This window comes from Arenimonas alkanexedens, from assembly GCF_054781355.1.
Window position 1 is genome coordinate 722,576 of the sequence record NZ_BAAGUO010000001.1, and the last position, 26,325, is coordinate 748,900.

Here is a 26,325-nt window from a genome sequence, read left to right on the forward strand (position 1 = left end):
GATGAATTCGCCGCTGCGCCGACGGATCCGCCACGCCCGCCGCATTGTCGGCTATGGCTTGTTGGTGGTTTTGATCCTGGCCGCCACTTTGGTGGGCGGACTCAACCAGCTGCTGCCGCTGGTGGAGCGGCATCCGGAAAAAGTGGCGAGCTGGCTTTCCGAGCGTATCGGCCAGCCGGTCGCATTCACTGCCGCGCGCGGCGAATGGACGCGTCGTGGACCGCGCTTCACCCTCGATGGCCTGCGCATCGGGCCGGCGGGACGCAGCCTCGACATTGGCCGCGCCGAGCTGCTGGTGGCGGTTTATTCGGGCTTGCTGCCCGGCGCGCCATTGACCGAACTCAAAGTGCGCGACTTGGAGCTGGTGCTCGAGCAGGGGGAGGACCGTCGCTGGCGGATGGTGGGTTTGCCGTTCCAGTACGACCCGGCCAATGACCCGCTCGACACGCTTCAGGCGCTGGGCGAACTGCAGGTCGAGCGCGCCAGCCTGGCCGTGCATGCACCGGGCCTGCGGCGCGAGCTGCGTTTGTCACGCGTCGACCTGCGGCTGCGCGTGGACGGCGACCGGCTGCGCGCGGGCGTACGTGCCTGGGCCGATCGCAGCGGCACTCCGATCGAGGCCGTGGTCGACCTCGAGCGCGATCGCTGGTCGGGGCTGCTTTGGGCCGGCGGCAAGGCATTGAAGCTACAGGAGTGGTCGCCGCTGTTGGCCGACACGGGCCTGGTGGTCGCCGGCGCCGGCAGCGTCGACCTTTGGGCGCGCATAGACAATCAGCGAATCATGGACGTGCGCAGCCGCACTGAACTCGCTCCGGTGGCCCTGGTAGCGCGCACGCCCTGGCATATGGACGGCGACGCAGCGCTGATGTCGCCGCCGGTAGCGTTCGAGCGCATCGAGGTGCTGGCGCGATGGCAGGCCGACGACAATGGCTGGCAGCTGCATGCACCGGAACTTCAGCTCCGGCAGAGTGGCCAGTCCGAGCCTCATCGCTTCGACGGGCTGTGGCTGGCCGGCGGCGAACGGTTCGCGCTGCAGGCGCCGCGGATGGACCTGGCGCCGGCGCGGGCGCTGGCGACCCTGTCCGACGCCTTGCCCGTGGGGCTGCGGCAGTGGCTGCACGAAGCCGCGCCCGACGGCGTGCTTCATGACGTGCGGCTGCAGGGTCGCGATGGCGATTGGTCCGGCTCGGCACGCATCGCGTCGGTGGGCTGGAGTCCCTACGGCAACCGCCCCGGCGTGCGCGGTCTCGGCGGCAGCGTCGCCTACGACCAGGATGGGGGCGTGCTTCGACTTGCCGAGGGACCGGCACGGTTTGACTGGCCCAGCTTCCGCCAGCCGATTGATTTCCGCCTCGCCGGTACTCTGGGCTGGTGGCGCGAAGGCGGGCTTTGGACGGTAGGGGCGAGTGACTTGCGCGTCCGCGGCGACGACTTTGGCGCGCGCCTGCGCGCCGAGCTGCATTTCCCCGGCGATTCCCAGCGACCGCGGGTGGACTTGGCCGCCGTCGTTGATCCGGCGCCGGTGCAGGCCTCGGGCAAGTTCTGGGTGCAGGGCAAGATGTCGCCCAACAGCGTCGACTGGCTCGACCGGGCGCTCCAGGGCGGCACGGTGGAGCAGGGGCGCGCAGTCCTCGCCGGCGACTTGGGGGATTGGCCGTTCCGCAACGGCGAGGGTCGTTTCGATGCGCGCGTCCGCGTGCTGCAGGCGCAAGTCGCGTTCAATCCGGACTGGCCGACGGCCGAGGCACTGGATCTCGATGTTGCGTTCGATGGTCCGGGCATGACGCTCGAAGGCGAGGGAATGATCTATGGCAATCGCGTGCGCAGGGTGGCCGGTGGCATCGCCGACTTCCGCGATCCGCGCTTGGTGCTCGACATCGAGTCGCCTGCCGACGGGGCGTCGCTGCAGGCGCTGATGTTGGCCAGTCCGCTGCGCGCCCGCTTTGAAGATCATTTGCTCAATGCCAGCATCCGCGGTCCGGCCGAGGTGAGGCTGGCCTTGGACCTGCCCCTGGCCGAGCGCCTGGGCGCGCGCCGGATCGAAGGCAGCATTGACCTGGCCGGCGCACGTCTGGTGGATCCGCGCTGGGGCATCGACCTGCGCGACGTGAGCGGACGCACCCGCTTCAGCGACCGCGGCTTTGCAGCCGACGCGCTGGCGGTGACGTTCGAGGGCGAGCCGGCCCGTTTCAGCCTGATGGTTGGCGAGGACTACGTGGGCGATCCCGGTCTCGCCGCGCGGGCGACCCTGATCGGCACTTTTCCGGCGCAGACCTTGCTTGCGCGGCACCCACCCCTGGCCTGGCTCGATCCCTATCTGATCGGGCGCAGCGCCTGGACGGTGTCGGTGGATATCCCTCAAGCGCTGCCCGGCGCGCCGGCCGGGTCGTCGCGGCTGTCGATTGACTCCAACCTCGCCGGGACCGCCGTTGGCCTGCCGGCGCCGCTGGCCAAACCGGCGGCCGCCAGCTGGCCGCTGCGGCTGGAGGCGCCGCTGCCCTTGGCCGACGGCGAGGTGCGGGTTCAGTTGGGCGACACCCTGCGCCTGCGCGGACGCATGGGCAGCGACCAGACCATGAGCGGACTGCTGTTGTTCGGACCGGGCGAGGAGCCGCCGATGCCGCGCCAGGGCCTGATTGCGCTGGGCCGCACCGAGACCCTGGATGCCGCGGGCTGGATCGCGTTTGCCGCCCAAGGCGACGGTAGCGGTGGACTGCGCGAAGTGGACCTGCGCATTGCCCGCCTCGACTTGCTCGGATCCCGCTTCCCCGACACGCGGCTGCGCTTGCTGCGCGAAACCGAATTGACCCGGCTGATGCTGGACGGTCCGTCCGTGGCGGGCGAGATCGGCATCCCGCGCGAACTGGCCCAGGGCATTGACGGACGTTTCACCCGCCTGCACTGGCCCGCAAAACCGGAGGCGACGACCGAGCAGCGTGCCGAGCTGACGCTGGGCCGCAGCGACGATCCTGCCAAACTGCCGCCGCTGCGATTCAACGTACAGGACCTCAGGCTGGGCGAACTGGCGCTGGGCGTCGCCGACCTGCAGGCAACGCCGCTACCCGCTGGCCTGCGAATCGACCGCTTCGACACGACCTCCGACGCGATCGAACTGCGCTCGCGCGGCGAATGGCTGCGGGCAGGCGAGGGCACCAGCCGCTCGCGCTTTAACGTCGAGTTCGGCGCCGACAGCCTGGGCGACATGCTTGCTGCGTTCGGCTTGACGGGGATGGTCGAGGATGGCGAAACCCGCGGTCGGCTGGAAGGTAGTTGGCCGGGGTCACCGGGCAGCTTCGCGCTCGAGCGTTTCGACGGAACACTGGCCGTAGAAGTTGGCGAAGGCCAGCTGCTGGAGGTCGAGCCGGGTGGCGGCGGCCGCGTGCTTGGCTTGATCAGCCTGGCCGAAATCCCGCGCCGGCTCAGCCTCGATTTCAGTGACTTCTTCGACAAGGGCTTCGGCTTCAACACCATGCAGGGCGAATTCGTGTTCGCCGACGGCCGCGCCACTACCGACCTGCTGCAGATCAACGGACCTGCCGCGGAAATCCGGATCAGCGGCGCCACCGACCTGCGTGCACAGCAGTACGACCAGCGCATCGAAGTTCTGCCCAAAGCCGGTGGCGCGCTGCCGGTGATTGGCGCCATCGCCGGTGGCCCGGTCGGCGCTGCCGTCGGTGCGGTGGCGCAGGCCGTGCTGCAGAAGCCGCTCAAGCAGGCTGCGCGCACCGTGTATCAAGTGTCCGGACCCTGGAAGGAGCCGGTGTTGGAAGTGATCGAGAAAGGCCCGCCGACTGCGCGTGAGCCGGCGTCCGGCCCCGGCGGACGCCGCTAAGCCGCGCCCGGGCGCGCTTGAATCACGTGGTGTGGACCCGCATCTGTCACCCTATGTGGTCGCTTCCAAACGCGCCTTACCCATGACCGATACCCTGCAACTCGCCCAATCGCGCCTGCTCACGCCGGGCGGCCTTGACCTTGACCGACTCGATGCCGCGTTTGGCCGCCTGATGGGGCCCGGCGTTGACTACGGCGACCTCTATTTCCAGCACAGCCGCCGCGAGGGCTGGAGCCTGGAAGATGGCATCGTCAAGGACGGCTCGCACTCGATTGAACAGGGCGTGGGCGTGCGCGCGATCAGCGGCGAGAAGACCGGTTTCGCCTATTCCGACGACATCCGCGCCGATGCGCTGCTGGAATCGGCCTCGGCTGCGCGCGCGATCAGTCAAAGCGGCCGCCAGGCCGGCGGCGGCCAGCAGGTGCTGGTCCAGGGGCGCGAGCTCTATGCCCCGGTGGATCCGATTGACGGCATGGCCACCGATGAGAAGATCAACGTGCTGCGCGAGGTGGACCAATGGCTGCGTGCGCAGGACCCTCGCGTGAAGCAGGTGATCGTGAGTCTTTCCGGCGGCGTGGACACCGTGCTGGTGGCGCGCAGCGACGGTGCGGTGGCCTCCGATGTGCGGCCGCTGGTGCGCTTCAACGTACAGGTCATCGTTGAGCAGGGCGGCCGCCGCGAGCAGGGCTATTCGGGTGCAGGTGGCCGCTATTCCTACGCTGAGCTGTTCTCCGGCGGTCGTCCGCGGGCGGTGGCGAAGGAAGCGCTGCGCCAGGCGCTGGTCAACCTCGACGCGATAGACGCGCCGGCGGGGACCCTGCCCGTGGTGCTGGGGCCGGGCTGGCCTGGCGTGCTCTTGCATGAGGCGGTCGGGCACGGCCTGGAGGGCGACTTCAACCGCAAAGGCACGTCGGTCTACGCCGGCCGCATCGGCGAGCGCGTGGCGGCGCCGGGCGTCACCATTGTCGACGACGGCACCCTGGCCGCGCGCCGCGGTTCGCTCAACGTCGACGACGAGGGCACCCCGACCCAGTGCACGACGCTGATCGAGGACGGCATCCTGCGCGGCTATCTCCAGGACAGCCTGAACGCCCGGCTGATGGGCGTGGCGCCGACCGGCAACGGCCGCCGCGAGAGCTTCGCGCACCTGCCGATGCCGCGCATGACCAACACCTACATGCTGGCCGGTGATTACGATCCGGCCGAGATCATCGCTTCAGTGAAGAAGGGCCTGTACGCGCCCAACTTCGGCGGTGGCCAGGTCGACATCACCAGCGGAAAGTTCGTTTTTTCGGCGACCGAGGCCTACCTGATCGAGGACGGCAAGATCACCCGTCCGGTGAAGGGCGCCACCTTGATAGGCAATGGTCCGGAAGCCATGACCCGCGTCAGCATGGTCGGGCGCGACCTTGAGCTCGACCAGGGCGTGGGCATCTGCGGCAAGGACGGGCAGTCGGTGCCGGTCGGCGTCGGCCAGCCGACCTTGAAGATCGACGCGATGACCGTGGGCGGCACGCAGGCGTGATTGAAGGCCAGGCAGGTCCCGCCGGCTTCCCGGCCCGCCGGAACGGAGCCAAGAGCCGCACTGCTTCGCCGCTACGGGGTGTCGCCGTCGGCCGAAAGCAGCACGCGCAGTTCGCGGAAAAGCTCGCGATGGGCGTGCGGCGGATTGTTCTTGAGTTTTTCCTGCTGGGCATTGCGCGCCAGCTGGCGAAGGTGCTGGCGGTCGGCCTGCGGATGACTGGCCAGCAGTTCCGACAGCGCCTGGTCGCCGTCGGCCACCAGCTTGTCGCGCCAGTACTCGACCTCGTGCAGGGCCTGCGCCTCGCGGCGGCCTTCGGCCTTGTCGTGGTCGAGCGCCGCGCGGATCAGCTGCAGCGCCTCGTCGTCCTGCCGGCGCATGATCTTGGCCAGGTAGTGGACCTGCCGCTTGCGGGCGATCTGGGCCGTGACCTTCTTGGAGGCGATCACCAGCGTGAGCAGGTCCTCGTCCATCGGGATCTGCTGCAGCCGGGCATCGCTTTCGCCGACCAGCTTCATCGCCAGGTCCAGCACCGCCAGCGCCTCCCGGCGCTGCTCGCTGCGGCTCGGGCCGTAGTCGTGTTCGTCTTCTTCGAAGTCTTCGCTGTGCATCGTCCACCACCGTCCTGGAGCGAAAGGATACGCCCATGCAGCCCCTGACCGCAGCATCCGATGATTCCCTGGCCCGCATGGAGCGCCTATCCGGGCTTGCCCGCGAGGTCCTGGCCCAGTGCAAGCACCTGGGCGCCAGCCAGGCCGAAGTGACCATGAACGAGGACGCCGGGCTATCGGTCAACGTCCGGATGGGTGAGGTCGAAACCGTCGAGCGCACCCGCGACCGCGGCGTCGGGCTCACCGTCTATTTCGGCCAGCGCAAGGGTAGCGCCAGCACCGCCGACCTGCAGTCTGACAGCCTGCGCGCCACGGTGGAGCAGGCTTGCGCGATCGCTCGCCACACCGAGGCCGACGCCGCCTCGGGCTTGGCCGACGTCGACCGCATGGCCACCGACCTGCGCGAGTTCGACGGTTGGCACCCGGCACCGCTGGATGCCGACCGTGCCATCGCGCTGGCGCTGGAGGCCGAGGCCGCCGGCCGCGCGGCCGACGCCCGCATCAGCAATTCCGACGGCGCCGGCGTCTATCGCAGCGAAAGCGTATCGGTCTACGCCAACAGCCACGGTTTCCTTGGCGCCGAGCGCGGCACCAGCCATTCGCTCAGCGTGGCGCTTATCGCCGGGCGTGGCGACAAGATGCAGCGTGACTATTGGTACACCAGCGCGCTGTCGTCGGACGATCTCGAAACGCCCGCCCAGGTAGGCCGCCGGGCCGCCGAGCGCACGCTGCGCCGGCTCGGATCGCGCCCGATCCGCACCGGTGAGTACCCGGTGCTGTTTGCGCCGGAGATGGCGCGCAGCCTGATCGGTCATTTGCTCGGCGCGGTGTCCGGCGGTTCGCTCTATCGGCGCGCCAGCTTCCTGCTCGACCATGCAGGCAAGCAGATCCTGCCGTCGTGGTTCGCCATTACCGAGCGGCCGCACCGCATGCGCGGTATCCGGTCCTCGGCCTTCGACGCCGAGGGCGTGGCGACCGTTGATTCTGATCTGGTGCGCGACGGTGTCCTGCAGCGCTACGTAATGGGCAGCTATTCGGCGCGCAAGCTCGGACTGCAGAGCACCGGCAATGCCGGCGGCGTCAACAACCTCGAGGTCAGCGCCAACGCCAGCGGCCTGGAGGACATGGCGCGGGCCATGGGCCGGGGCCTGCTGGTGACCGAATTAATGGGACAGGGCGCCAACACCGTCACCGGTGACTATTCGCGCGGCGCGGCCGGGTTCTGGATCGAGGGTGGCGAGATCGCGCACCCGGTGGACGAGCTGACCATCGCCGGGCGGCTGCCCGAAATCTACCTCGGCATCGAGGCGGTCGGTGCCGACGTGGACGCGCGTTCGCACGTCTCCGTGGGTTCGATCCTGGTGGGGCGGATGATGGTGGCCGGTGAGGCCTGATCCTACGTTTCCTTGACAGTCCCATCACAAGGTCGGAGATTAGTCGGGCTGCGGCGCCTCCGGCGCTGCCCAACGAAGCATCCAAAACAAGGGGAAACCAATGAACGACGTGCAAGCCGAAGACAAAACCCTCGCCCTGATCACCCATCTGTCGGGCATCATCGCCGGCTTCATCGTTCCGCTGATCATCTGGCTGATCAACAAGGACAAGGCCGACAAGTCCTGGCTCAACGCCCAGGCCAAGGAAGCGCTCAACTTCCAGATCACGGTGCTGCTGGCATGGGTCGTGGCCTTCGTGCTGAGCTTCCTGCTGATCGGCTTCCTGCTGTACCCGGTCATCCTGATCGGCAACATCGTGTTCTGCATTCTGGCCGGCATGAAGGCCAACAACGGCGAGAGCTACCGCTATCCGGTCTCGATCCGTCTGGTGAACTGAGCCAAACGCTTCGCGCGGGTCAGCTGACCCGCGCGATTGCGAATTCAGCGAGCCGGCGCAAGGCGTCGGCCTCGCTCCCAAGCGGCCCGAGGGCCGCTTTTGTTTTTTCCGACAGCGTCGTCAACAGCGCCTTAGAGCGCGCCATGCCCAGCAGGGCGGGATAGGTTGACTTGTCCTGCGCCAGGTCCTTGCCGGCGGTCTTGCCCAGTTGGGCGCTGTCGCCCTCGACGTCGAGGATGTCGTCCCGGATCTGGAAAGCCAGGCCCAGGGCTGTCGCGTAGTCGTCCAGCCTCGCCAGCGTCGCCGCATCGGCGCCGCCCGCCAGCCCGCCCATGCGCACCGCCGCGGCGATCAGCGCGCCGGTCTTGAGGGCATGCAGCCGCTCAAGCTCTGGCAGCGCAAGTACCTGTCCGGTGGCGGCCATGTCGAGCGCCTGGCCGCCGCACATGCCGCGGGCGCCGGCCGCCCGCGCCAGCGACTGCAGCCAGTCCATGCGCAGCGTCGCGTCCGCCGGGGCTTCCGCCAGTACGCTGAAGGCGAGCGCCTGCAGCGCGTCGCCAGCAATGATGGCGGTGGCTTCGCCGAAGGCGATGTGCACCGTAGGGCGTCCGCGGCGCAGCGCGTCGTCGTCCATCGCCGGCAGGTCGTCGTGCACCAGCGAATAGGCGTGCACCAGTTCGACCGCAGCGGCCGGCGCATCGCAGAGCGCTTCGTCGGCGCCGGTGGCGGCGCCCGCGGCGTAGACCAACAGCGGTCGCAGGCGCTTGCCGCCGCCCAAGACCGCGTGGCGCATGGCCGCGTGCAGTGTCTGCGGTGATTCGGAAGCCGAGGGCAGGGCGAGTTCGAGCCGGGCTTCGACGCGCTGCAGCCAGCGCGCCGCCGCCGGATCAGCCGGCATCGGGCTGGAAGGGCTGGCCGCTGTCGGGGTCGGCGGGATCGCTGAGCAGGCGCACGCGCAGTTCGGCTTGCTCAAGCGCGCCCTGGCACTGGCGATAGAGGCCGACGCCGCGCTCGTAAGCCGCGAGCGAATCATCGAGCGAGAGGTCGCCCTTTTCCATCTTCTGCACCAGCTGCTCGAGTTCGTCGAGCGAGGTCTCGAACTGGGCGACGGGGGACGGCGGCGATGCGGGGGTCTTGGCGGCCATGGACGCAGTTTGCGGCGAGCGGTGGCGGGCGGTCAACGTGTCGGCGCCGCCGCAGCGGTGAGCCGCAGGCAGCAGCCGTGCGTGGCCAGCCAGTCCTGCAGGGGCGCGGCCAGGGCGACGTCGCCAGCGGCCAGCAGCACGCCGTCAGCGTCGAACAGCAGCGGCAGCCGCGCGCGCAGCCAGGGCGGCAGGCCCAGCGCCTGCAGCACCTGCTTGAGTTCGCTGGAATGCCCGCGACCGGCCAGCACCAGACGCTCGCCGCCCTGGCGTGCGCGCACCTGCAGCGGCGCGGCGAATGATCCGGTGGGGGACAGCGAAAACAGGTCGCCGGACGGCAGGGACAACGGTACGCGTCCGTCCCAAACACAGGCGAAGTCGGCGGGCAGCGGCGGAAGCTCCGGGCCGGCATGGAGCAGGTCGCGCCAGCGCCGCACCACCGCGCCCGACCAGGACAATCGCGGCTCGCCGTCTTCGCGCGCCGGGATCAACTCCTCGTTGATCGCGCGCAGGCCTTCGGCGGACAGCGGCGGCAGCGCCAGCGAGTTCACCCATAAACGCAGCACGCGATCGCGCCAGCCCGGCGCCAGCCCCAGCAGGGCGGGCACCGACAGCGTGGCCGGATCCAGTCCCTGCACCTGGGCCAGCCGGCGCGCATCCTCATCCGCCAGTAGCTCGACCTGGCCGGCCAGCAGCGAGGCGCTGCGGGCCAGGCCGGCGTCGGCCTGGGGCCAGCGTTCGGTCAGGCGGGGCAGCACGTGGTGGCGCAGGTAGTTTCGGTCGGCGCGGTCGTGGGCGTTGCTGGGGTCTTCGACCCAGGCCAGGCCGTGCTCTCGGGCGTAGCGGGCCAGGGCGGTCCGCGGCGCGCCCAGCAGCGGGCGCCAGAGCCAGCCCGGGCCGAAGGGGCGGAGCGGCCGCATCGCCGCCAGGCCGTCCCCGGCGCCGCGCAGCAGGCGCAACAGCACGGTTTCTGCCTGGTCGTCTCGATGGTGGGCGAGGGCAATCCGCTCTCCGGGCTGAAGGCCGGCGGCCAGCGCGCCATAGCGGGCTTCCCGGGCGGCGGCCTCCAGGCCGCGTCCGGCGCCGTCTACGGCCACGCGGCAGATTTCGAGGGACAGGTCGTGCTTCCGGCAGAAGTCGGCGCAGTGCGCCGCCCAGGCTGCAGAATCGGGGTGCAGGCCGTGATCAACGTGCAGGACGCGTAGGCCGTCGGAGCGGATGGCCGGGCTGGAGGCCAGCCAGTGCAGCAGCACCGTCGAGTCCATGCCGCCGCTGAAAGCGACGCGGACGGGAGCGCCCGGAGGCGTTGGTGGCGAGGTCAGGAGCATGCGGCCTCCCAGCGGCGGCTACCCGGCGGGATCAGGCGGCCTCGTAGGCGCCGTAGCTGCGCAGGCGCTGGTAGCGATTCTCGAGCAGCTGCGGGATATCCACGCGGTCGAGGATCGCGAGTTCAGCCTGGATCGCCTGCTTGAGCGTGGCCGCCATCGTCGTCGGGTCGCGGTGGGCGCCGCCCAGCGGCTCGGGCACGATCATGTCCACCAGCTTGTGTTCGTACAGTCGCTTGGCGGTCAGGCCCAGGGCCTCGGCGGCGTCGCGGGCCTTGTCGGCCGATTTCCACAGGATGGATGCGCAGCCTTCGGGCGAGATCACCGAGTAGGTGCTGTATTCGAGCATCAGGGTGCGGTCGCCGACGCCGATGGCCAGGGCGCCGCCGGAGCCGCCTTCACCGATAACGGTGCAGATGACCGGGATCTTGAGTTCGGCCATTTCCAGCAGGTTGCGGGCGATGGCTTCGGACTGGCCGCGCTCCTCCGCGCCGACGCCGGGATAGGCGCCCGGGGTGTCGATGAAAGTGAGCAGGGGCAGCTTGAAACGTTCGGCCATCTTCATCAGGCGCAGCGCCTTGCGGTAGCCCTCGGGCCGCGGCATGCCGAAGTTGCGCTTGATCTTGGCCTTGGTGTCGCGGCCTTTCTGCTGGCCGATCACCATTACGGCGCGGCCATCCATGCGGGCCAGGCCGCCGACGATGGCGGCATCGTCGGCAAAGGCGCGGTCGCCGGCCAGTTCGTGGAATTCCTCGAACATCAGGCCGATGTAGTCGTTGGTGTAGGGTCGCTGCGGATGGCGCGCGAGCTGCGAGATCTGCCAGGGCGTGAGCGCCTTGAAGATTTCGGCGGTGCGCAGGCGCAGTTTTGCCTGCAGGCCGTTGACCTCGGTTTCGATATTGACCGCGGGCCCGGTGCTGGCCTTGCGCAGTTCCTGGATCTTGGCGTCCAGTTCGGCGATGGGTTGTTCGAAATCGAGGAAGTTCGGATTCATGCGGGTACTCGGTTCAGACGCGCCGGCCTGGGGCCGACGGTCTAGAGCAAAGGGTCTAGGCCGGGATTCTATCCGTTCTTGCCCCCTTTCCTGTAGGAGGGCCTTCAGGCCCGAAGCTTTCCTGTAGGAGGGCCTTCAGGCCCGAAGCTCTAAGGGCTTCGGGCCTGAAGGCCCTCCTACAGGGGTTAGCCGCCTTGTTGCCAGGGGCGGTGGAGCTGGAGGGATACCTGGCTGACGCCGGGCAGGGCGCGCAGCTGGCTGATCAGCTCGGGCTCGGTGCGTACGCCTTCGGTGCCGTTGACGTCGAGCGTGCCGCGGGCCCGGGCGCTGGTCAGCAGGTCCAGCCGCAGCGGGGTGGCGCCGGGCCGGAAGCCGGCCAGGACCTGCTGCAGTCGGTCCCAAGTGCCCTGTGCGCGCAGGTCCACGGTCAGCGCCAGCCGGCGCGCGTGCTGGGCGCACAGCGCGCGGAAATCCCAGCATTGGCGCGCGCGCAGCACGAAGCCGCCGCTGAACTGGTCCTCGGCCAGATTGCCCTCGATCAACAGGATGCGGTCGCGCGAGAGTAGGTGCGCGCATTCCGCGAAGGCCTCGCGGAAAAAAGCGACTTCCAGTTGGCCACGTCCATCCTCGATCCGGGCGAAGCCCATGGTGTCGCCGCGCCGGCGGGTGGCGGTGACGATGCCGGCGAGCACGACCGCGGCTTCGCCCCGGCGGTCTTTCTTTGCACTCCACAGGGCATCCAGGTCGCCCAGGCTGACGCCGACCAGGGACTGCAGTTCGCCGCGCCATGGGTCGAGCGGATGACCGCTGAGGTAGTGGCCCAGGGTCTCGCGCTCGCCCAGCAGTTTGGTTTCCAGCGGCCAGTCCGGCGCCTCAGGCAGGTCGAGGTGGATCTCCGGCTCGGCGCCGCTGCCACCGAACAGCGACACCTGGCCGGCAGCGCGTTCGCGCGCCAGCTGCTCCGTGGCCTTGATCACTTCCGGCAGCTGCAGCATCAGCGACGCGCGGTTGGCGCCGAGGGCATCGAGCGCGCCGGCATTCACCAGCGCCTCGAGCACGCGCCGGTTGAGCTTGGCCGAATCCACCCGGCGCAGGAAATCGAGCAGGTCGCGGAACGGCCCCTTGGCCTGGCGCGCTTCAACGATTGATTCGCAGGCGCCGCGACCGACGCCCTTCACCGCACCCAGGCCATAGCGAACGGTCTTTGCGTCCAGGGCCACGAACATGTAGTCGGAGGCGTTGACGTCGGGCGGCAGCACGGTCAGGCCGATCTCGCGCGATTCCTCCAGGAAGGTCACCACCTTGTCGGTGTTGTCCATGTCCGAAGACATCGTCGCCGCCATGAATTCGGCCGCGTGGTGCGCCTTGAGCCAAGCGGTCTGGTAGGCGATCAGTGCGTAGGCGGCGGAGTGCGACTTGTTGAAGCCGTAGTCCGCGAACTTCTCCATCAGGTCGAAGATCGGGCTGGCGAAGTCCGGGCCGATGTCCTGCGCCGCCGCGCCGGCCTCGAACTTGACGCGCTCCTTGGCCATTTCCTCGGGCTTCTTCTTGCCCATCGCGCGCCGCAGCAGGTCGGCGCCGCCCAGCGAATAGCCGGCCAGGACCTGGGCGATCTGCATCACCTGTTCCTGGTAGACGATCACGCCGTAGGTGGGCTTGAGGATGGCCTCGAGCAGCGGATGCGGGTAGCTGACCTCGGCGCGGCCGTGGCGGCGATCGATGAAGTCGTCGACCATGCCCGCGCCCAAGGGGCCCGGACGGTACAGCGCAGCCAGCGCGATCAGGTCTTCGAAGTGAGCCGGCTGGAGTTTCTTGATGTACTCCTTCATGCCGCGCGATTCGAACTGGAACACGGCGGTGGTCTGGCCCTTGGACAGCAGCGCATAGGTGCCCGGGTCGTCCAGGGGCAGCGCCAGGATGTCCAGCGGCGGCACCTCGGCGCGCTTGCGCCGGACGTTGATGGCCTTCACCGCCCAGTCGATGATGGTCAGCGTGCGCAGGCCCAGGAAGTCGAACTTCACCAGGCCCACCGCTTCCACGTCGTCCTTGTCGAACTGGGTGACGACCGACTTGGCGGTCTCGCCCTTGGCCACGTGCTCGGCGAACAGCGGGCTGAAGTCGGTCAGCGGGGTCGGTGCGATCACCACGCCGCCGGCGTGCTTGCCGGCGTTGCGGGTCAGGTCTTCCAGGCTGCGCGCCAGGTCGATCAGGTCGCGCACGTCGTCTTCGTCGCGGTAGCGCTGGATCAACTCGGCCGAGGCGAGGTCGGCATTTTTCTTTGCCGCTTCGCTCAGCCCCAGCGCGTCTTCGAGCGATACGCCCAGCGTCAGCGGGATGAGCTTGGCCACCGAGTCAACAAAGCCATACGGATAGCCGAGCACGCGACCGCAGTCACGCACGGCCGCCTTCGCAGCCATGGTGCCGTAAGTGATGATCTGGCTGACCTTGTCGCGGCCGTATTTGTGGCCGACGTAATCGATCACCTCGTCGCGGCGGTCCATGCAGAAATCGATGTCGAAATCGGGCATCGACACGCGTTCGGGATTCAGGAAACGCTCGAACAGCAGGTCGTAGCGGATCGGGTCGAGATCGGTGATGCCCAGCGCCCAGGCCACCAGCGAACCCGCGCCTGAGCCGCGGCCAGGGCCCACCGGGATGTCGTTGCGCTTGGACCAATTGATGAAGTCCGCGACGATCAGGAAGTAACCCGGGAAACCCATCGTGCAGATCACGTCGAGCTCGGTGTCCAGGCGTGCGCGATAGCCGGCCGGGTCATGGCCGGGCGCGACTTCGAACTTGGCGAGCCGGTCGTCCAGGCCGCGGTGCGACTCCTCGCGGATCCAGCTGTCGAGCGTCTGGCCTTCGGGCACCGGGAAGTCGGGCAGGTAGTACTTGCCCAAACTCAGCTCGAGGTTGCAGCGTTTGGCCAACTCGACGGTGTTTTCAAGCGCCTCGGGCAGGTCGGCGAACAGCTCGGCCATTTCCTCCGGCGACTTCAGGTACTGCTCGCGGCTGTAGTCGCGCGGGCGCTTGGGGTCCTCGAGCACGCGTCCTGTGGCGATGCATACCCGGGCCTCGTGCGCCTCGAAGTCTTCGGGCGACAGGAAGCGCACGTCGTTGCTGGCCAGCAGCGGCAGTGCGTGGTGTCCGGCCAGGGCCACCGCGGCGGCGTTGAAAGCGTCCTCGCCGTCGCGGCCGGTGCGGGTCAGCTCCAGATACAGGCGGTCGGGGAAGGCGGCGCGCCATTCGCCCAGCACGCGGCCGGCCTGCTCCTCGCGGCCGGCGGCCAGCAGCTGGCCCAGCAGGCTGTCGCGGCCGGCCAATGCGACCAGGCCTTCGCAGTCGCGGTATAGCCATTCGGGTTCGATCGCGACGTAGTCGCCGGCATGGCCTTCGAGGAAGGCGCGGCTGATCAGTCGCGACAGCGCGAGGTAGCCGCGGCGGTCCTGGCACAGCAGGGTCAGGCGTGAAGGCGGCCCACCGTCGGCGGCGAGCCAGAGGTCGGCGCCAGCCACCGGCTTGAGGCCGGCCGGTTCGGCGGCTTTGTAGAACTTCACCAGTGCGAACAGGTTGCTGGTGTCGGTCACCGCCACGGCGGGCATGCCGAGCGCCGCACAGCGGCCGACCAGCTCCGGAATGCGGATGGTCGAGTCGGTGAGCGAATACTCGCTATGCAGGTGGAGGTGAACGAATCGGAGCGTCATGCCGGGGACCAAGGGTCAACCGGCAGTTTACCCCGAGGGTGGAGGCGGGCAAGGCTTGACAGTCCCGGTTACCAGGCAGGCCCGGACCGGCGCGAAGCTGCGGCGATGCTGCGGACAAGGGCCGAGCCGGCGCAGGGCCTCGAGATGCTCGGGCGTGGGATAGCCCTTGTGCACCGCAAAGCCATAGCCGGGATGCACGTCCTCGAGTTCACGCATGAGCTGGTCGCGCGCCACCTTGGCCAGGATCGACGCGGCCATGATCGCCGGTTCCCGCGCATCGCCCTTCACCAGGGCCTCTGCGGGGCAGGGCAGGCCGGGGGGCAGGCGGTTGCCGTCCACCAGGGCCAACGTGGCCGCCGGCACCAGCGCATGTATCGCCCGCGCCATGCCCGCCATCGTCGCGTGCAGGATGTTGAGGCGGTCGATTTCCTCAATCCCCACCAGCTCCAGATGCCAGGCCAGCGCACGCTCGCGGATCAGCGGCGCCAGTGCCTCGCGCCGGGCCGGGCTGAGCGCTTTCGAGTCGCCCAGGCCGGCAATCGGTCGTGCCGGATCGAGGATGACCGCGGCGACGGCCACCGGACCGGCCAGCGGTCCGCGGCCTGCTTCGTCCACGCCGGCGATGCGAACCTCGCTCAAGGTTCGGACAGCAGTTCGGCCACCGCATCCGCGGCGGCCGAAGACGCGTTGCAGCGAAGCTTGTGGTGGATGGCGAGATAGCGCGGCAACAGCGCGGCGCGCGCGTCAGGCTGACGGAACCACTGCATCACCGCGGCGGACAGGTTCTCCGGCGTGCAGTCCTGCTGCATCAGTTCCGGCACGATCGGCTCGTTGGCCAGGACGTTGGGAAGGCTGTAGCGGTTCACGCGCATCATGCCCAGCAGCATCACGATGCGGTAGGTGAGCGCCGAGATGCGATAGCCGACCACCATGGGCCGCTTCGCCAGCAGGCCTTCGAGCGCCGCGGTGCCGGAGGCGAGCAGCACCACGTCGGACGCGATCATCGCGTCGTGGGCCTTGCCCTTGGTGACCAGGACATTGGCCAGCGGCTGCGTCGCCAGGATTCTCTCGATGGCGGCGCGACAGTCCGGGTTGGCGGCCGGAACCACCACCGCCAGGCCGGGAACCTGGACGGTGACGAGCCGCGCCGCTTCGATGAACTCCGGGAACAAGCGGTCAATCTCGCCCAGCCGGCTGCCCGGCAGCACCGCCAGCACCGGTGCCTCGGCGGGCAGGCCCAGGCGTTCGCGCGCACCGGCGCGATCAGGCTCGAGCGGGAAGGCGTCGGCCAGCGGATGACCGACGAAGCGCGCGTTCACGCCGTGGCGCGCATAGATCGGCGGCTCCATCGGGAACAGGCAAAGCACGCGATCGGCACTGCGCCCGATCTTGGCCGCACGGCCTTCGCGCCAGGCCCAGACCGAGGGGCTGACGTAGTGCACGGTGCGGATGCCGGCTCGCTTGAGGCTGCGTTCCAGGCCGAGATTGAAGTCGGGCGCATCCACGCCGATGAACACATCCGGACGCCATTGCAGCAGGCGTTCGCGCAGCGAGCGCCGCAGGCGCAGCAGGCGCGGCAAGTGCCGCAGCACCTCGGCCAGACCCATCACGGCCAGTTCCGAACAGTCGTGCCACGCATCGAGTCCGGCCGCCCGCAGGTGTTCGCCGCCGACGCCGGCGAACTCGGCCGACGGGAAGCGCAGCCGGAGTTCGCGCAACAGCCCGGACGCCAGCAGGTCGCCGGAAGCTTCGCCCGCCACGATGGCGATGCGCAGTTTCTTCCCTGCCGCGAGGGCTAGCTCAAGGGACGGTCTTAGGGTGACGCCGGCCACCGTTCGTGCGACCGGCTCAGCGCAGGAGGCCGCGCCCGCTGCGCTCGATGAACTCGAGCATCAGCCGCACGTCCTGCGATTCAGTCGCGCCCTGGGCAAGCTGTTCGCGAACTTCACTCATGGGCTTGCCGGACATGTACAGCGCCCGGTAGGCGCGCTTGATGGCGGCGATGCGATCGGCGTCGAAACCGCGGCGCTTGAGGCCTTCGGCATTGATGCCGCGCGGCTCGGCGTATTTGTCGGCCACCATCAGGAAGGGCGGCACGTCGGCATTGACGAGGCTGCCCATGCCGATGAAGGCGTGGTCGCCGATCTTGCAGAATTGATGGATGGCCGCGAAGCCGCCCAGGATCACCCAGTCGCCCAGCACGGCGTGGCCGGCCAGGGTGGCGTTGTTGGCGAGGATGCACTGGTTGCCGATGATGCAGTCGTGGGCGACGTGCACGTAGGCCATGATCCAGTTGTCGTCGCCGATGCGGGTGGTGCCGCCACCGTCGGCGGTGCCGCGGCTGATCGTGGTGAACTCGAAGAAGGTATTGCGGTCGCCGATCACCAGTTCGGTGCGTTCGCCCGCGAACTTCTTGTCCTGCGGGTCGTTGCCGACCGTGGCATGGGCATGAATGGTGTTGGCGCGGCCGATGCGGGCCGGACCGGTGATGACGCAATGCGGGCCGATACGGCTGTCGTCACCGATCTCGACCTCCGGGCCGATCACCGCGAAGGCGCCGATCTGGACGTTGCTGCCCAGTCGCGCACCCGGGTCGATCTGTGCGCTCGGGTGGATCATGTCATTCCTTGCCTTCGGCACAGAGGATCTCGGCGCTGGCGACCACCTGGCCATCGACGCTGGCGGCACATTCGTACAGCGCCATGTTTCGGATCAGGCGCTTGACCTTGACCTCGAAGTCGAGCTTGTCGCCCGGCACCACCATGCGGTTGAAGCGCGCGTTGTCCACCTTCACCAGGTAGAACAGCTTGCCTTCGTTGATTTTGTCGCGCGGCTGCGAAAGCTGGGTGAGCAAGCCGCCGGCCTGCGCCATCGCTTCGATCACCAGCACCCCCGGCATTACCGGGCGGCCCGGGAAGTGGCCCTGGAAGAATGGCTCGTTGAAGCTCACGTTCTTGTAGGCGCGGATGCGCTTGTGCGGCTCGAGCTCGATCACCCGGTCCACCAGCAGGAACGGGTAGCGGTGGGGCAGCAGGTGCAGGATGCACGAGACGTCCACGGGCATCTTGATGGTGTCGTCGCTCATCGGGTTCCTTGCGTCATTCCTTGGACAAGGCGCCTATCTTACGCGCCAGTTGGTCCAGTTGCCGGAAACGAGCGCCGTTCCGCCGCCACAGGCGGCTTTCCTGCACCGGCATGCCCGAGGAATACTCGCCGGGTTCGGTGATCGACTGGGTCACCAGGCTCATGGCCGTGATCGTGACCCGGTCGCAAATCGCCAGGTGGCCGCTGATCCCGGCACCGCCGCCAATCAGGCAGTAGCGGCCGATACGCGCCGAGCCGGCGATCGCGACACAGCCAGCCAAGGCCGTATGGGCGCCGATCCGTACGTTGTGGCCGACCTGGATCAGGTTGTCCAGGCGCACGTCCTGTTCCAGCACGGTGTCTTCGATGGCGCCGCGATCGATGCAGGTATTCGCGCCGATTTCGCAGTCGTCGCCCACCACCACGCCGCCCAGCTGCGGAACCTTGATCCATTGCCCCGCGTCCATCGCCAGGCCGAAGCCGTCGGCGCCCAGCACGGCGCCTGGGTGGATACGCACGCGGGCGCCCAGCGTGACGCGCGCCACCAGGGTGACCCGGGCCACCAGCAGGCAATCAGGGCCGACCACGCAGTCCTCGCCGACCACGCAGCCAGGACCGATCACGGCGCCGGCGGCCACGCGGCTGCGGGCGCCGATGCTGGTGAAGGGACCGATCTGGGCGCCCTCGTCAACCGTGGCGCTGGGGTCGAGTACGGCGGTGGGATGCACGCCCGGCGCCGGCGCGGCCGATGCCTCGAACAGCGCAGCGATCCTGGCGAAGCTGACGTAGGGAGACTTCGCGACCAGGCAGGGCACCGGGCAGGCGTCGGCGTCTTGCGCCGAAACCACCACCGCGCTGGCAGCGGTGCCGGCCAGCTCACTGCGATAGCGCGGATTGGCCAGGAAGCCGAGCTGCCCGGCGCGGGCGCCCGAGAGGGTGCCCACGCCGTTGATCAGGACCTTGCCGTCGCCACGCAACTCCAGCCCGAAGCGGTCGGCCAGGCCGGCCAGTTCGAAGCTTGTGGTCGGCGCGGCCAGGGGGGTTGCCTCAGAACTGGCCGCCGAAGGTGAACTGCAGGCGTTCGATCTGGTCGCTGCGCTCGCGCTGCAGCGGCAGCGCATAGCTGATCGAGATCGGACCCATTGGCGACTGCCACTGCACCGCGATGCCGGTGGAAACGCGCAGGGTCTTGGCTTCCCACTCGTCCACGCCGTTGTAGATGTTGCCGTAGTCGATGAACGCCGACAGACGGGTGCTCGGGCTGTCGAACAGGGTCGGGAAGAAGAGTTCGAACGAACCCACGGTCTTGAACGGACCGCCGATCGGCTGGCGGAACGTATCCGAGAACGAGTAGAACGGGCCGATCGTGTTGACCTCGAAGCCACGCACCGAGTTCGGGCCGCCGGCGTAGTAGTTGCTGAAGAAGGGCATGCCGCAGCTCTTCGACGCGCCAACGACCACGCTGCCGAAGTCGTCGTAGACGCGGCAGGTGCGGTCCTTGGTGATGCCGTAGGCGTCGCCGTAGCCCACGTCCAGCGCCGACTTCACGCCCAGCCAGGAAGTGATCGGACGATAGTTCTCGAACACGTAGCTCAGGCGGTAGTACTCGAGGTCGCTGCCCGGCAGGACGATTTCAGCGCCGATGCGGTGCAGGGTGCCCCGGGTCGGCATCAGGAAGTCGTTGCGCGAGTCGCGCTGCCAGCCGGTCTTGAGGCGCCAGGCATTGACGTTCCACTTGCGGAACGGGCCAAGCGTCAGGGCGTCGGTGGTGCTGGGGTCGCCGTCGTCGTTCTCGATCGGGGTCAGCGGATCGTTGTCGTTGTCGACGTGGAACTGCGGGAAGCGCGCGCGATCCTCCAGGGCGTCGACCAGGTATTCGATCAGCAACGGCGGCGTGCCGAAGTCGTCGGTGGTGATCTGGTTGCGATCGATGCCCAGCGAGAAGCTGATGCTGTCGGTCTCGGTCAGCGGGAGGCCCACGACGATCTCGCCCGAGGCCACGGCGTTGTCGAACTGCGCCAGGTTGGCGTCGCGGTTCGAGAAGCTGTAGTCGCTATAGCTCAGGTTGTAGCCGAGGCTGATCCCGTCGTCGGTGAAGTAGGGATCGGTGAAGCCGAGCGAGAACTGGTTCGAGAAGCTGTTGTTCTGAAGCGCCAGGCTGACGCGGTTGCCGGTGCCCAGGAAGTTGTTCTGCACCAACTGGATGGTGGTGACCAGGCCAAAGTTCTGCTGGTAACCCAGGCCGAAGGTGAACTGGCCCGAGTTGCGCTCCTTGACGTTGACCACCAGGTCGACCTGGTCGGGCTTGCCGGCGACCTCGGGGGTCTCGACGTCCACCGTTTCGAAGAAGCCCAGGCGCTGCAGGCGGACCTTGGAGCGGTCAATGGCGGCCTGGGAGAACCAGGCGCCCTCGAACTGCCGCATTTCGCGACGCATCACCTCGTCCGAGGTGCCCACGTTGCCCTTGAAGACGATGCGGCGCACCTGCACGCGCGGACCCGGATCGACGAAGAAGTTGATGCCGATCGTGCGCTTCTCGCGATCGATCTCGGGCACCGGATTCACCTGGGCAAAGGCGTAGCCGATGTTGCCCAGGGTGGCGATGACGGCGTCGGAGGTCAGCTCGACCAGGCGGCGCGAGAAGGTGTCGCCTTCCCGGAGGACGACCAGCTTCTCGATTTCCGCGGCCGGCAGGATGGTGTCGCCGGACACTTTGGTCGAGGAGATGGTGTAGACGTCACCCTCGGCGATGTTCGCGGTCACGAAGATGTCGCGCTTGTCCGGGGTGATCGCGACCTGGGTGGACTCGACGTTGAAGTCGACGTAGCCGCGGTCGAGGTAGTAGTTGGTCAGCTTCTCGAGATCGCCCGAGAGCTTTTCGCGCGAGTACTGGTCGTCGCGGCGATACCAGGACAGCCAATTGGTGGTGCCCGATTCCCAGCCGCTGCGCAGCTCGTACTCGGGATAGGTCTGGTTGCCGACGATGTTGATGTCGCTGATGCGGGAGGCCTTGCCTTCCTGCACCACGATGCCGATATCCACGCGGTTGCGATCGAGCGTGGTCACCGTCGGGGTGATCGTGGCGTTGTACTTGCCGCGATTGTTGTACTGGCGGATCAGCTCCTGGGTGACGCGGTCCAGGTTCAGCGGATTGAAGGTCTCGCCCTCGGACAGGCCGATATTGCGCAGGCCGGACAGCAGGTCGTCAGACTTGATGTCCTTGTTGCCGGTCAGGGTGATGGTGTTGATCGCGGGCCGCTCGGTGACCACCACGACCAGGATGTCGCCCTGGCGCTCGAGCCTGACGTCGCTGAAGAAGCCGGTCTGGAACAGCGCACGGATGGCCTCCGCCGAGCTGCCGCGGTCGAGGGTGTCTCCCTTCTCGACCGGCAGGTAGGTGAACACCGTGCCGGCGGAGATGCGCTGCAGCCCCTCGACGCGGATGTCGGACACCGTGAAGGCGGGCTGGTTCTGCGCCTGCACGGGCCCGGCGAGGGCGGCGGCGAGCGCGAGGCTCAGGAGGCAGCGGCGAGCAATGGGTCGCGTCATCATCAATCCGTTGGAGACGGGCACCGGTGTGCCCGCGAAAGGGGTGGGGGTCAGGAACCGAGTCGGAGAATGTCGTTGTAGAAGGCCAGTCCCATGAGGCTGGCCAGCATGGCCAAGCCTATGTACTGGCCCGCCACGAGCGCACGCTCGCCGACCGGGCTGCCCTTGACCAGCTCAATAAGGTAATACAGCAGGTGCCCACCATCCAAGACCGGGATGGGCAGTAGGTTCATGATGCAGAGGCTCAGGGACAGGATCGCCAGGAAATTCAGGAACCAGGCCGGGCCCAGGCTGGCGCTGCCGTGGGCGACCCGGGCGATGGTGATCGGGCCGGAAATGTTCTGTAGCGAGGCCTTGCCGGAGACCATCCGCCAGAGCATCCCGACCACGTCCGAGGCCATCTGGCCGGTTTGGGCGATGGCCTCCGGGACCGCCTGGAGCGGGCTGTAGCGCCGCATGGCGTCCTGTTCAGGCGCCGCCGCGAGGATGCCGAGGATCCAGGTCTGGGACTCGCCTTCGCCCACCAGGCGGGGATCCACCCCGACCGTCCGGCGGCCGTCGCCGCGCTCGACCTCCAGCGCCAGGGTCCTGCCGGGGGCGGACAGGCGCTGCAGGGCCGGGCCGATCTGGTCATAGCCCAAAATCGGTTCGCCGGCGATGGCAACGATGCGGTCCCCGACCTGCAGCCGGCCCTCGGCCGCGCCGCCGGGCTGGATACCGCCGACCACGGGCGGGAAGCGGAGCATGAGGCCGAGGTCTTCGAACGGCTGTTCTTCACGCAGCACCAGGCCCGGGCGATCCAGCGGCAGCTGGCGCAGGGCTTCGGCACCGCTCGCGGTGCGCACCCGCACCGGCGTGGCCTCGCGGTCCATGATCGCGGTCGAGAGGGCGATGCCGGCGTCGGTCCAGGTCGGCGTGGCGCGGCCCGCGACGTCCAGCAGACGGTCGCCGGGCTGGAACCCGGCCTCGGCGGCCAGGCCATCGACCCGGCCCAGGTCGGGCTGGGCATCGGGCTTGCCGATCACGAACATCAGCCACAGCAGGGCGATGCAAAGCAGCAGGTTGGCCGCCGGCCCGGCTGCGACGATGGCGATGCGCTGGTAGACCGACTTGGCGTTGAAGCTTTCGTGGCGCTCGTCCGGGGCGACTTCGACCTCGCGCTCGTCGAGCATCTTCACGTAGCCGCCCAGCGGCAGCATCGCCAGCACGTATTCGGTGCCGTCCTTGCCGATCCGGGTCCACAGCGGCCGTCCGAAACCGACGGAAAAGCGCAGTACCCGGACGCCGCAGCGGCGGGCGACCCAGTAGTGGCCGAACTCGTGGAAGGTAACTAGGATGCCCAGACTGACCAGCAGCCACCAGATCGAGCCGAAGAATTCAGTCATCGGACCGACCTCTTCGCGATCAGGGACCGGGCCAGGCGGCGCGCTTGCGCATCGGTGGCCATCAGGTCGTCCAGGGAGCCGGCGGGGGCAGCGGGCATGTCGTCGAGGCAGGCCTGGATCAGGTCGGGGATGGCTAGGAAACCCAGTTCGCCCTGAAGAAAGGCTGAAACCGCGATTTCGTTGGCGGCATTGAGCACGGCCGGCGCGCCGCCGCCGGCCGCCAGTGCGCGGAAGGCGAGCGCCAGGCAGGGGAAGGCAGCCAGGTCGGGCGCCTCGAAATCGAAGCGGGCCAGGGCCGCCAGGTCCAGCGGCGCCACGCCTGAATCGATGCGTTCGGGCCAGGCCAGGCCGTAGGCGATCGCGGTGCGCATGTCGGGATTGCCCAACTGGGCCAGCACCGAGCCGTCGACATAGTCCACCAGCGAGTGGATCACGCTCTGCGGATGCACCACGACCTCGATCTGCGACGCCGGCAGGCCGAACAGGTGATGCGCCTCGATCACCTCCAGCCCTTTATTCATCAGGGTGGCGGAATCGACCGAGATCTTGCGGCCCATCACCCAGTTCGGGTGGGCGCAGGCCTGGTCCGGGGTCACGGCGGCCAGCGATTCGCGGCTGCGTCCCCGGAACGGGCCGCCGGAGGCGGTCAGCAGCAGCCGGCGCACGCCGCCACGACGACCGTCGGCGGGCAGGCACTGGAAGATGGCGTTGTGCTCGCTGTCGACCGGAAGCAGGGTGGCGCCGCCAGCGGCAACGGCCTGCATCAGCAGGTCGCCCGCCAGCACCACCGATTCCTTGTTGGCCAGCAGCAGGCGCTTGCCGGCGCGGGCTGCAGCCAGGGTGGAGGCCACGCCGGCGGCACCGACGATGGCGGCGACCACGGTGTGGTTGGCGGGATCGGCCGCGATCTCGTCCAGCGCCGCCGGACCGGCCAGGGCGCGCGTAGGCAGGCCGAGCGCGCGCAGGCCGTCGCGCAGCGCCGGATAGGCGTCGGGGTCGGTGACGACGGCTGAATCGGGTCGGAACCGGGCGCAAAGCGCCAGCAGCTCGTCCACCTTTGAATGAGCGCTGAGCGCGCCGATCCGGAAGCGTCCAGGGTGCCGCGCGACGACGTCGAGGGTGGAGCCGCCGATTGAACCGGTGGCGCCGAGCAGCGCGATCGTATTCAGAGGCCCAGCCATGCCTTGCCCACCGCGAACACCGGCAGCGCCGCCAGCAGACTATCCAGCCGGTCCATCAGGCCGCCGTGGCCGGGAATGACGGCGCCAGAGTCCTTCACGCCGGAATGGCGCTTCATCAGGCTCTCGAACAGGTCGCCGACCACCGAAATGGCGGCCGTAACCGCGGTCAGCAGCATCAGCGCCGGCAGCGACGACCACGTCAGGCCCAGCAGCGGCAGCGCCAGCGCAGCCAGCAGGATGCTCGCCGCCAGGCCGCCCCAGACGCCTTCCCAGCTCTTGCCGGGGCTGATGGCCGGGGCCAGCTTGCGTTTGCCCCAGCGCGAGCCGGCGAAATAGGCGCCGCTGTCAGCAACCCACACCAGCAGCACCGCGAACAGGGTCCAGCGCGGCCCGAAGTCGCCCTCGGCGTGCAGCCAGCCCAGCGCGCACCAGGCCGGCACCACGCACAGGCTTCCGGCCAGCAGCTTCATGCCGCGGGCGCCTTGGCTGTCGCTCCTGCCCAAGCCCGGCCGCGCCAGCCACAGGCATACCAGCGCCCACCAGACCACGCCGACCAGGCTCACCAGCTTGAGCGTGAACAGGCTGGGCCCGCCGCCCCAGACCAGGGCCGCCATCATCAGGGCGTTGGCGGTGAGGAACAGGACGCGGGGCAGCTTGTCTTCCAGCCCGGCGAAGGCGGTCCATTCCCACAGGCCGGCCAGCATCACGGCGGCCACCAGGGCAGCGAGCCAGGGCGTGGGCAGGAACAGCAGGGCCAGGATCGGCAGCGGGGCCAGGATCAGGGCGGTGGTGACGCGTTGGCGGCGGCTCATACAGGACTCCCGGCCACCTGGGCACTGGTCAGGCCGAAGCGTCGTTCGCGGTCGGCGAAGTCGGCCAGGGCGGCATCCAGCACCGAGCGATCAAGGTCGGGCCAGAGGGTTTCGGTAAACCACAGCTCGGTGTAGGCCAGCTGCCACAGCAGGAAATTGCTGATGCGCAGGTCGCCGCCGGTGCGGATGAAAAGATCGGGGGCCGGCAGGTCGGCCAGGCCGACGTGGCGACCGATCAGGTCTTCGTTGATATCGGCCGGCGCCAGCCGACCGGCCGCCACTTCGTTCGCAAGCTGTCGGCAGGCCTCGGTGATGTCCCAGCGGCCGCCGTAGCCGGCGGCGATGCTCAGTACCAGGCGGGTGTCGCGCGGCACGGTGGCTTCGGCCTGTGCCATCCGCAGCCGGATCGCTTCCGGGAATCCGGCGCGGTCACCGATGAAGGCGACGCGTACGCCGCGACGATGCAGTTCATCAACCTCGGAGTTGAGCATGCGCAGGAAGAGCTTCATCAGCGCGCCCACTTCCTCCTGTGGCCGGTTCCAGTTTTCGCTGGAGAAGGCGAACAGGGTCAGCGCCTCGATGCCGTGGTCCAGGCAGTAGTCGACGCAGACCTGCACGGCCTTGGCCCCGGCGCGGTGGCCCAGGCTGCGGGGACGCTGACGGCGCTCGGCCCAGCGACCGTTGCCGTCCATGATGACGGCGACGTGGCGGGGCTGGCGCAAGGCAGGCGAGGCGGCGCTCATTCGGGCGGCGCGGCTCAGACCGCCATCAGTTCCTGTTCCTTGGCCTTGACCACCTCGTCCACGTCCTTGACGTGCTTGTCGGTGAGCTTCTGGATGTCGTCCTCGCAGCGGCGGGCATCGTCCTCGGTGACCTGCTTTTCCTTCAGCAGCTCCTTGACGGCCTGGATCGCATCGCGACGGATATTGCGGATGGCGACCTTCGAATTCTCACCCTCGGCATGCACGTGCTTGGACAGCTCCTTGCGGCGCTCTTCGGTCAGCGGCGGCAGGTTGATGCGGATGACGGTGCCGGCGGTGTTGGGGTTCAGGCCCAGGTCCGAGGACAGGATGGCCTTCTCCACTGCGGCGACCATGCCTTTTTCCCAGGGCGTGATCAGCAGCGAACGGGCATCGGCGATCGAGACGGTGGCCACCTGCGACAGCGGCATGTCCGAACCGTAATAGTTCACCTTCAGGTGATCGACCAGGGCGGTGCTGGCGCGTCCGGTGCGCAGCTTGGTGAGCTCCTGACGGAAGCCGTCCACGCTCTTGGTCATGCGGGTGGTGGCGTCTTTCTTGATGTCGTTCAGCATCTTGGGCTCCGCGTCGGATCTGGGCAATCGGTCATTATA

At 68.5% G+C, this 26,325-nt stretch carries 21 protein-coding genes; 4 read left to right on the forward strand and 17 right to left on the reverse strand.

Annotation, left to right across the window (positions count from 1 at the left end; translation table 11 throughout):
- Position 1 precedes the first annotated feature (1 nt).
- Entirely contained in the window at positions 2-3,832 is a 3,831-nt protein-coding gene (locus ACYVGY_RS03405; RefSeq protein ID WP_460456059.1) for a YhdP family protein, read from the forward strand.
- Positions 3,833-3,914: 82 nt separating this feature from the next.
- Positions 3,915-5,357 (forward strand): metalloprotease TldD, encoded by a 1,443-nt coding sequence (tldD, locus tag ACYVGY_RS03410; protein WP_460456060.1) that lies wholly within the window; start codon positions 3,915-3,917, stop codon positions 5,355-5,357.
- 71 nt (positions 5,358-5,428) lie between these two features.
- Here tldD and yjgA read toward each other — a convergent pair whose 3' ends face one another.
- Positions 5,429-5,965 (reverse strand): ribosome biogenesis factor YjgA, encoded by a 537-nt coding sequence (gene yjgA / locus ACYVGY_RS03415; protein ID WP_460456061.1) that lies wholly within the window; start codon positions 5,963-5,965, stop codon positions 5,429-5,431.
- 35 nt (positions 5,966-6,000) lie between these two features.
- Here yjgA and pmbA point away from each other — a divergent pair, with 35 nt between their 5' ends.
- Together pmbA and ACYVGY_RS03425 are read left to right on the forward strand one after the other, a co-directional pair.
- On the forward strand, positions 6,001-7,359 hold the full coding sequence (gene pmbA, locus ACYVGY_RS03420; RefSeq protein WP_460456062.1) for a metalloprotease PmbA: 1,359 nt from the start codon (positions 6,001-6,003) through the stop codon (positions 7,357-7,359).
- Between the two features lie 100 nt (positions 7,360-7,459).
- Positions 7,460-7,795 carry a DUF4870 domain-containing protein gene (locus ACYVGY_RS03425; protein WP_460456063.1) on the forward strand — a complete coding sequence of 112 codons (336 nt, stop codon included), beginning with the start codon at positions 7,460-7,462 and terminating at the stop codon, positions 7,793-7,795.
- 19 nt (positions 7,796-7,814) lie between these two features.
- On the opposite strand, the gene ACYVGY_RS03430 is transcribed toward ACYVGY_RS03425, so the two are convergent.
- The 16 genes from ACYVGY_RS03430 to frr form a co-directional block, all read right to left on the reverse strand.
- Positions 7,815-8,693 (reverse strand): polyprenyl synthetase family protein, encoded by an 879-nt coding sequence (locus ACYVGY_RS03430; protein WP_460456064.1) that lies wholly within the window; start codon positions 8,691-8,693, stop codon positions 7,815-7,817.
- Entirely contained in the window at positions 8,683-8,940 is a 258-nt protein-coding gene (locus ACYVGY_RS03435) for an exodeoxyribonuclease VII small subunit (RefSeq protein ID WP_290888461.1), read from the reverse strand. The genes ACYVGY_RS03430 and ACYVGY_RS03435 overlap by 11 nt, the downstream gene beginning before the upstream one ends.
- Before the next feature lie 32 nt (positions 8,941-8,972).
- A complete protein-coding gene (tilS, locus tag ACYVGY_RS03440; RefSeq protein WP_460456065.1) occupies positions 8,973-10,265 on the reverse strand; it encodes a tRNA lysidine(34) synthetase TilS in 1,293 nt (430 codons plus the stop codon).
- 31 nt (positions 10,266-10,296) lie between these two features.
- The gene (locus tag ACYVGY_RS03445; protein ID WP_460456066.1) at positions 10,297-11,256 is read right to left on the reverse strand and encodes an acetyl-CoA carboxylase carboxyltransferase subunit alpha; all 960 of its coding nucleotides are present in this window, start codon (positions 11,254-11,256) and stop codon (positions 10,297-10,299) included.
- Positions 11,257-11,441: 185 nt separating this feature from the next.
- Positions 11,442-14,960, reverse strand: coding sequence for a DNA polymerase III subunit alpha (gene dnaE / locus ACYVGY_RS03450; protein WP_460456067.1), 3,519 nt, complete (start codon positions 14,958-14,960; stop codon positions 11,442-11,444).
- A gap of 27 nt (positions 14,961-14,987) precedes the next feature.
- Positions 14,988-15,599, reverse strand: a complete 612-nt coding sequence (rnhB, locus tag ACYVGY_RS03455; protein WP_460456068.1) for a ribonuclease HII — start codon at positions 15,597-15,599, stop codon at positions 14,988-14,990.
- Positions 15,596-16,792, reverse strand: coding sequence for a lipid-A-disaccharide synthase (gene lpxB, locus ACYVGY_RS03460; protein ID WP_460456069.1), 1,197 nt, complete (start codon positions 16,790-16,792; stop codon positions 15,596-15,598). Before lpxB ends, rnhB begins: the two co-directional genes overlap by 4 nt.
- A gap of 16 nt (positions 16,793-16,808) precedes the next feature.
- On the reverse strand, positions 16,809-17,579 hold the full coding sequence (gene lpxA / locus ACYVGY_RS03465; protein WP_460456070.1) for an acyl-ACP--UDP-N-acetylglucosamine O-acyltransferase: 771 nt from the start codon (positions 17,577-17,579) through the stop codon (positions 16,809-16,811).
- A gap of 1 nt (position 17,580) precedes the next feature.
- Complete coding sequence (gene fabZ / locus ACYVGY_RS03470) at positions 17,581-18,045, reverse strand: 3-hydroxyacyl-ACP dehydratase FabZ (protein ID WP_460456071.1); 465 nt, start codon at positions 18,043-18,045, stop codon at positions 17,581-17,583.
- Between the two features lie 13 nt (positions 18,046-18,058).
- Positions 18,059-19,054, reverse strand: a complete 996-nt coding sequence (gene lpxD / locus ACYVGY_RS03475) for a UDP-3-O-(3-hydroxymyristoyl)glucosamine N-acyltransferase (RefSeq protein WP_460456252.1) — start codon at positions 19,052-19,054, stop codon at positions 18,059-18,061.
- A 37-nt stretch (positions 19,055-19,091) separates the two neighbouring features.
- The gene (gene bamA, locus ACYVGY_RS03480) at positions 19,092-21,596 is read right to left on the reverse strand and encodes an outer membrane protein assembly factor BamA (protein ID WP_460456072.1); all 2,505 of its coding nucleotides are present in this window, start codon (positions 21,594-21,596) and stop codon (positions 19,092-19,094) included.
- A 47-nt stretch (positions 21,597-21,643) separates the two neighbouring features.
- On the reverse strand, positions 21,644-22,978 hold the full coding sequence (gene rseP, locus ACYVGY_RS03485) for an RIP metalloprotease RseP (protein WP_460456073.1): 1,335 nt from the start codon (positions 22,976-22,978) through the stop codon (positions 21,644-21,646).
- Positions 22,975-24,159: a 1-deoxy-D-xylulose-5-phosphate reductoisomerase gene (locus ACYVGY_RS03490; protein WP_460456074.1), complete on the reverse strand. Its 1,185-nt coding sequence runs from the start codon at positions 24,157-24,159 to the stop codon at positions 22,975-22,977. The genes rseP and ACYVGY_RS03490 overlap by 4 nt, the downstream gene beginning before the upstream one ends.
- Positions 24,144-24,971 carry a phosphatidate cytidylyltransferase gene (locus ACYVGY_RS03495; RefSeq protein WP_460456075.1) on the reverse strand — a complete coding sequence of 276 codons (828 nt, stop codon included), beginning with the start codon at positions 24,969-24,971 and terminating at the stop codon, positions 24,144-24,146. The genes ACYVGY_RS03490 and ACYVGY_RS03495 overlap by 16 nt, the downstream gene beginning before the upstream one ends.
- Positions 24,968-25,714, reverse strand: a complete 747-nt coding sequence (gene uppS, locus ACYVGY_RS03500) for a polyprenyl diphosphate synthase (RefSeq protein ID WP_460456076.1) — start codon at positions 25,712-25,714, stop codon at positions 24,968-24,970. The genes ACYVGY_RS03495 and uppS overlap by 4 nt, the downstream gene beginning before the upstream one ends.
- Positions 25,715-25,728: 14 nt before the next feature.
- On the reverse strand, positions 25,729-26,286 hold the full coding sequence (gene frr, locus ACYVGY_RS03505; RefSeq protein ID WP_460456077.1) for a ribosome recycling factor: 558 nt from the start codon (positions 26,284-26,286) through the stop codon (positions 25,729-25,731).
- Positions 26,287-26,325: the final 39 nt, after the last annotated feature.

Excerpts from the sequence above, each read along its gene's own strand:
- tilS (WP_460456065.1), bottom strand. The coding sequence starts at position 10,265 with ATGCTCCTGACCTCGCCACCAACGCCTCCGGGCGCTCCCGTCCGCGTC.
- ACYVGY_RS03405 (WP_460456059.1), top strand. The coding sequence starts at position 2 with ATGAATTCGCCGCTGCGCCGACGGATCCGCCACGCCCGCCGCATTGTC.
- ACYVGY_RS03495 (WP_460456075.1), bottom strand. The coding sequence starts at position 24,971 with ATGAGCCGCCGCCAACGCGTCACCACCGCCCTGATCCTGGCCCCGCTG.
- uppS (WP_460456076.1), bottom strand. The coding sequence starts at position 25,714 with ATGAGCGCCGCCTCGCCTGCCTTGCGCCAGCCCCGCCACGTCGCCGTC.
- yjgA (WP_460456061.1), bottom strand. The coding sequence starts at position 5,965 with ATGCACAGCGAAGACTTCGAAGAAGACGAACACGACTACGGCCCGAGC.
- ACYVGY_RS03435 (WP_290888461.1), bottom strand. The coding sequence starts at position 8,940 with ATGGCCGCCAAGACCCCCGCATCGCCGCCGTCCCCCGTCGCCCAGTTC.
- ACYVGY_RS03490 (WP_460456074.1), bottom strand. The coding sequence starts at position 24,159 with ATGGCTGGGCCTCTGAATACGATCGCGCTGCTCGGCGCCACCGGTTCA.
- pmbA (WP_460456062.1), top strand. The coding sequence starts at position 6,001 with ATGCAGCCCCTGACCGCAGCATCCGATGATTCCCTGGCCCGCATGGAG.
- bamA (WP_460456072.1), bottom strand. The coding sequence starts at position 21,596 with ATGATGACGCGACCCATTGCTCGCCGCTGCCTCCTGAGCCTCGCGCTC.
- ACYVGY_RS03445 (WP_460456066.1), bottom strand. The coding sequence starts at position 11,256 with ATGAATCCGAACTTCCTCGATTTCGAACAACCCATCGCCGAACTGGAC.
- dnaE (WP_460456067.1), bottom strand. The coding sequence starts at position 14,960 with ATGACGCTCCGATTCGTTCACCTCCACCTGCATAGCGAGTATTCGCTC.
- ACYVGY_RS03430 (WP_460456064.1), bottom strand. The coding sequence starts at position 8,693 with ATGCCGGCTGATCCGGCGGCGGCGCGCTGGCTGCAGCGCGTCGAAGCC.
- rseP (WP_460456073.1), bottom strand. The coding sequence starts at position 22,978 with ATGACTGAATTCTTCGGCTCGATCTGGTGGCTGCTGGTCAGTCTGGGC.
- frr (WP_460456077.1), bottom strand. The coding sequence starts at position 26,286 with ATGCTGAACGACATCAAGAAAGACGCCACCACCCGCATGACCAAGAGC.
- fabZ (WP_460456071.1), bottom strand. The coding sequence starts at position 18,045 with ATGAGCGACGACACCATCAAGATGCCCGTGGACGTCTCGTGCATCCTG.
- tldD (WP_460456060.1), top strand. The coding sequence starts at position 3,915 with ATGACCGATACCCTGCAACTCGCCCAATCGCGCCTGCTCACGCCGGGC.
- ACYVGY_RS03425 (WP_460456063.1), top strand. The coding sequence starts at position 7,460 with ATGAACGACGTGCAAGCCGAAGACAAAACCCTCGCCCTGATCACCCAT.
- lpxA (WP_460456070.1), bottom strand. The coding sequence starts at position 17,579 with ATGATCCACCCGAGCGCACAGATCGACCCGGGTGCGCGACTGGGCAGC.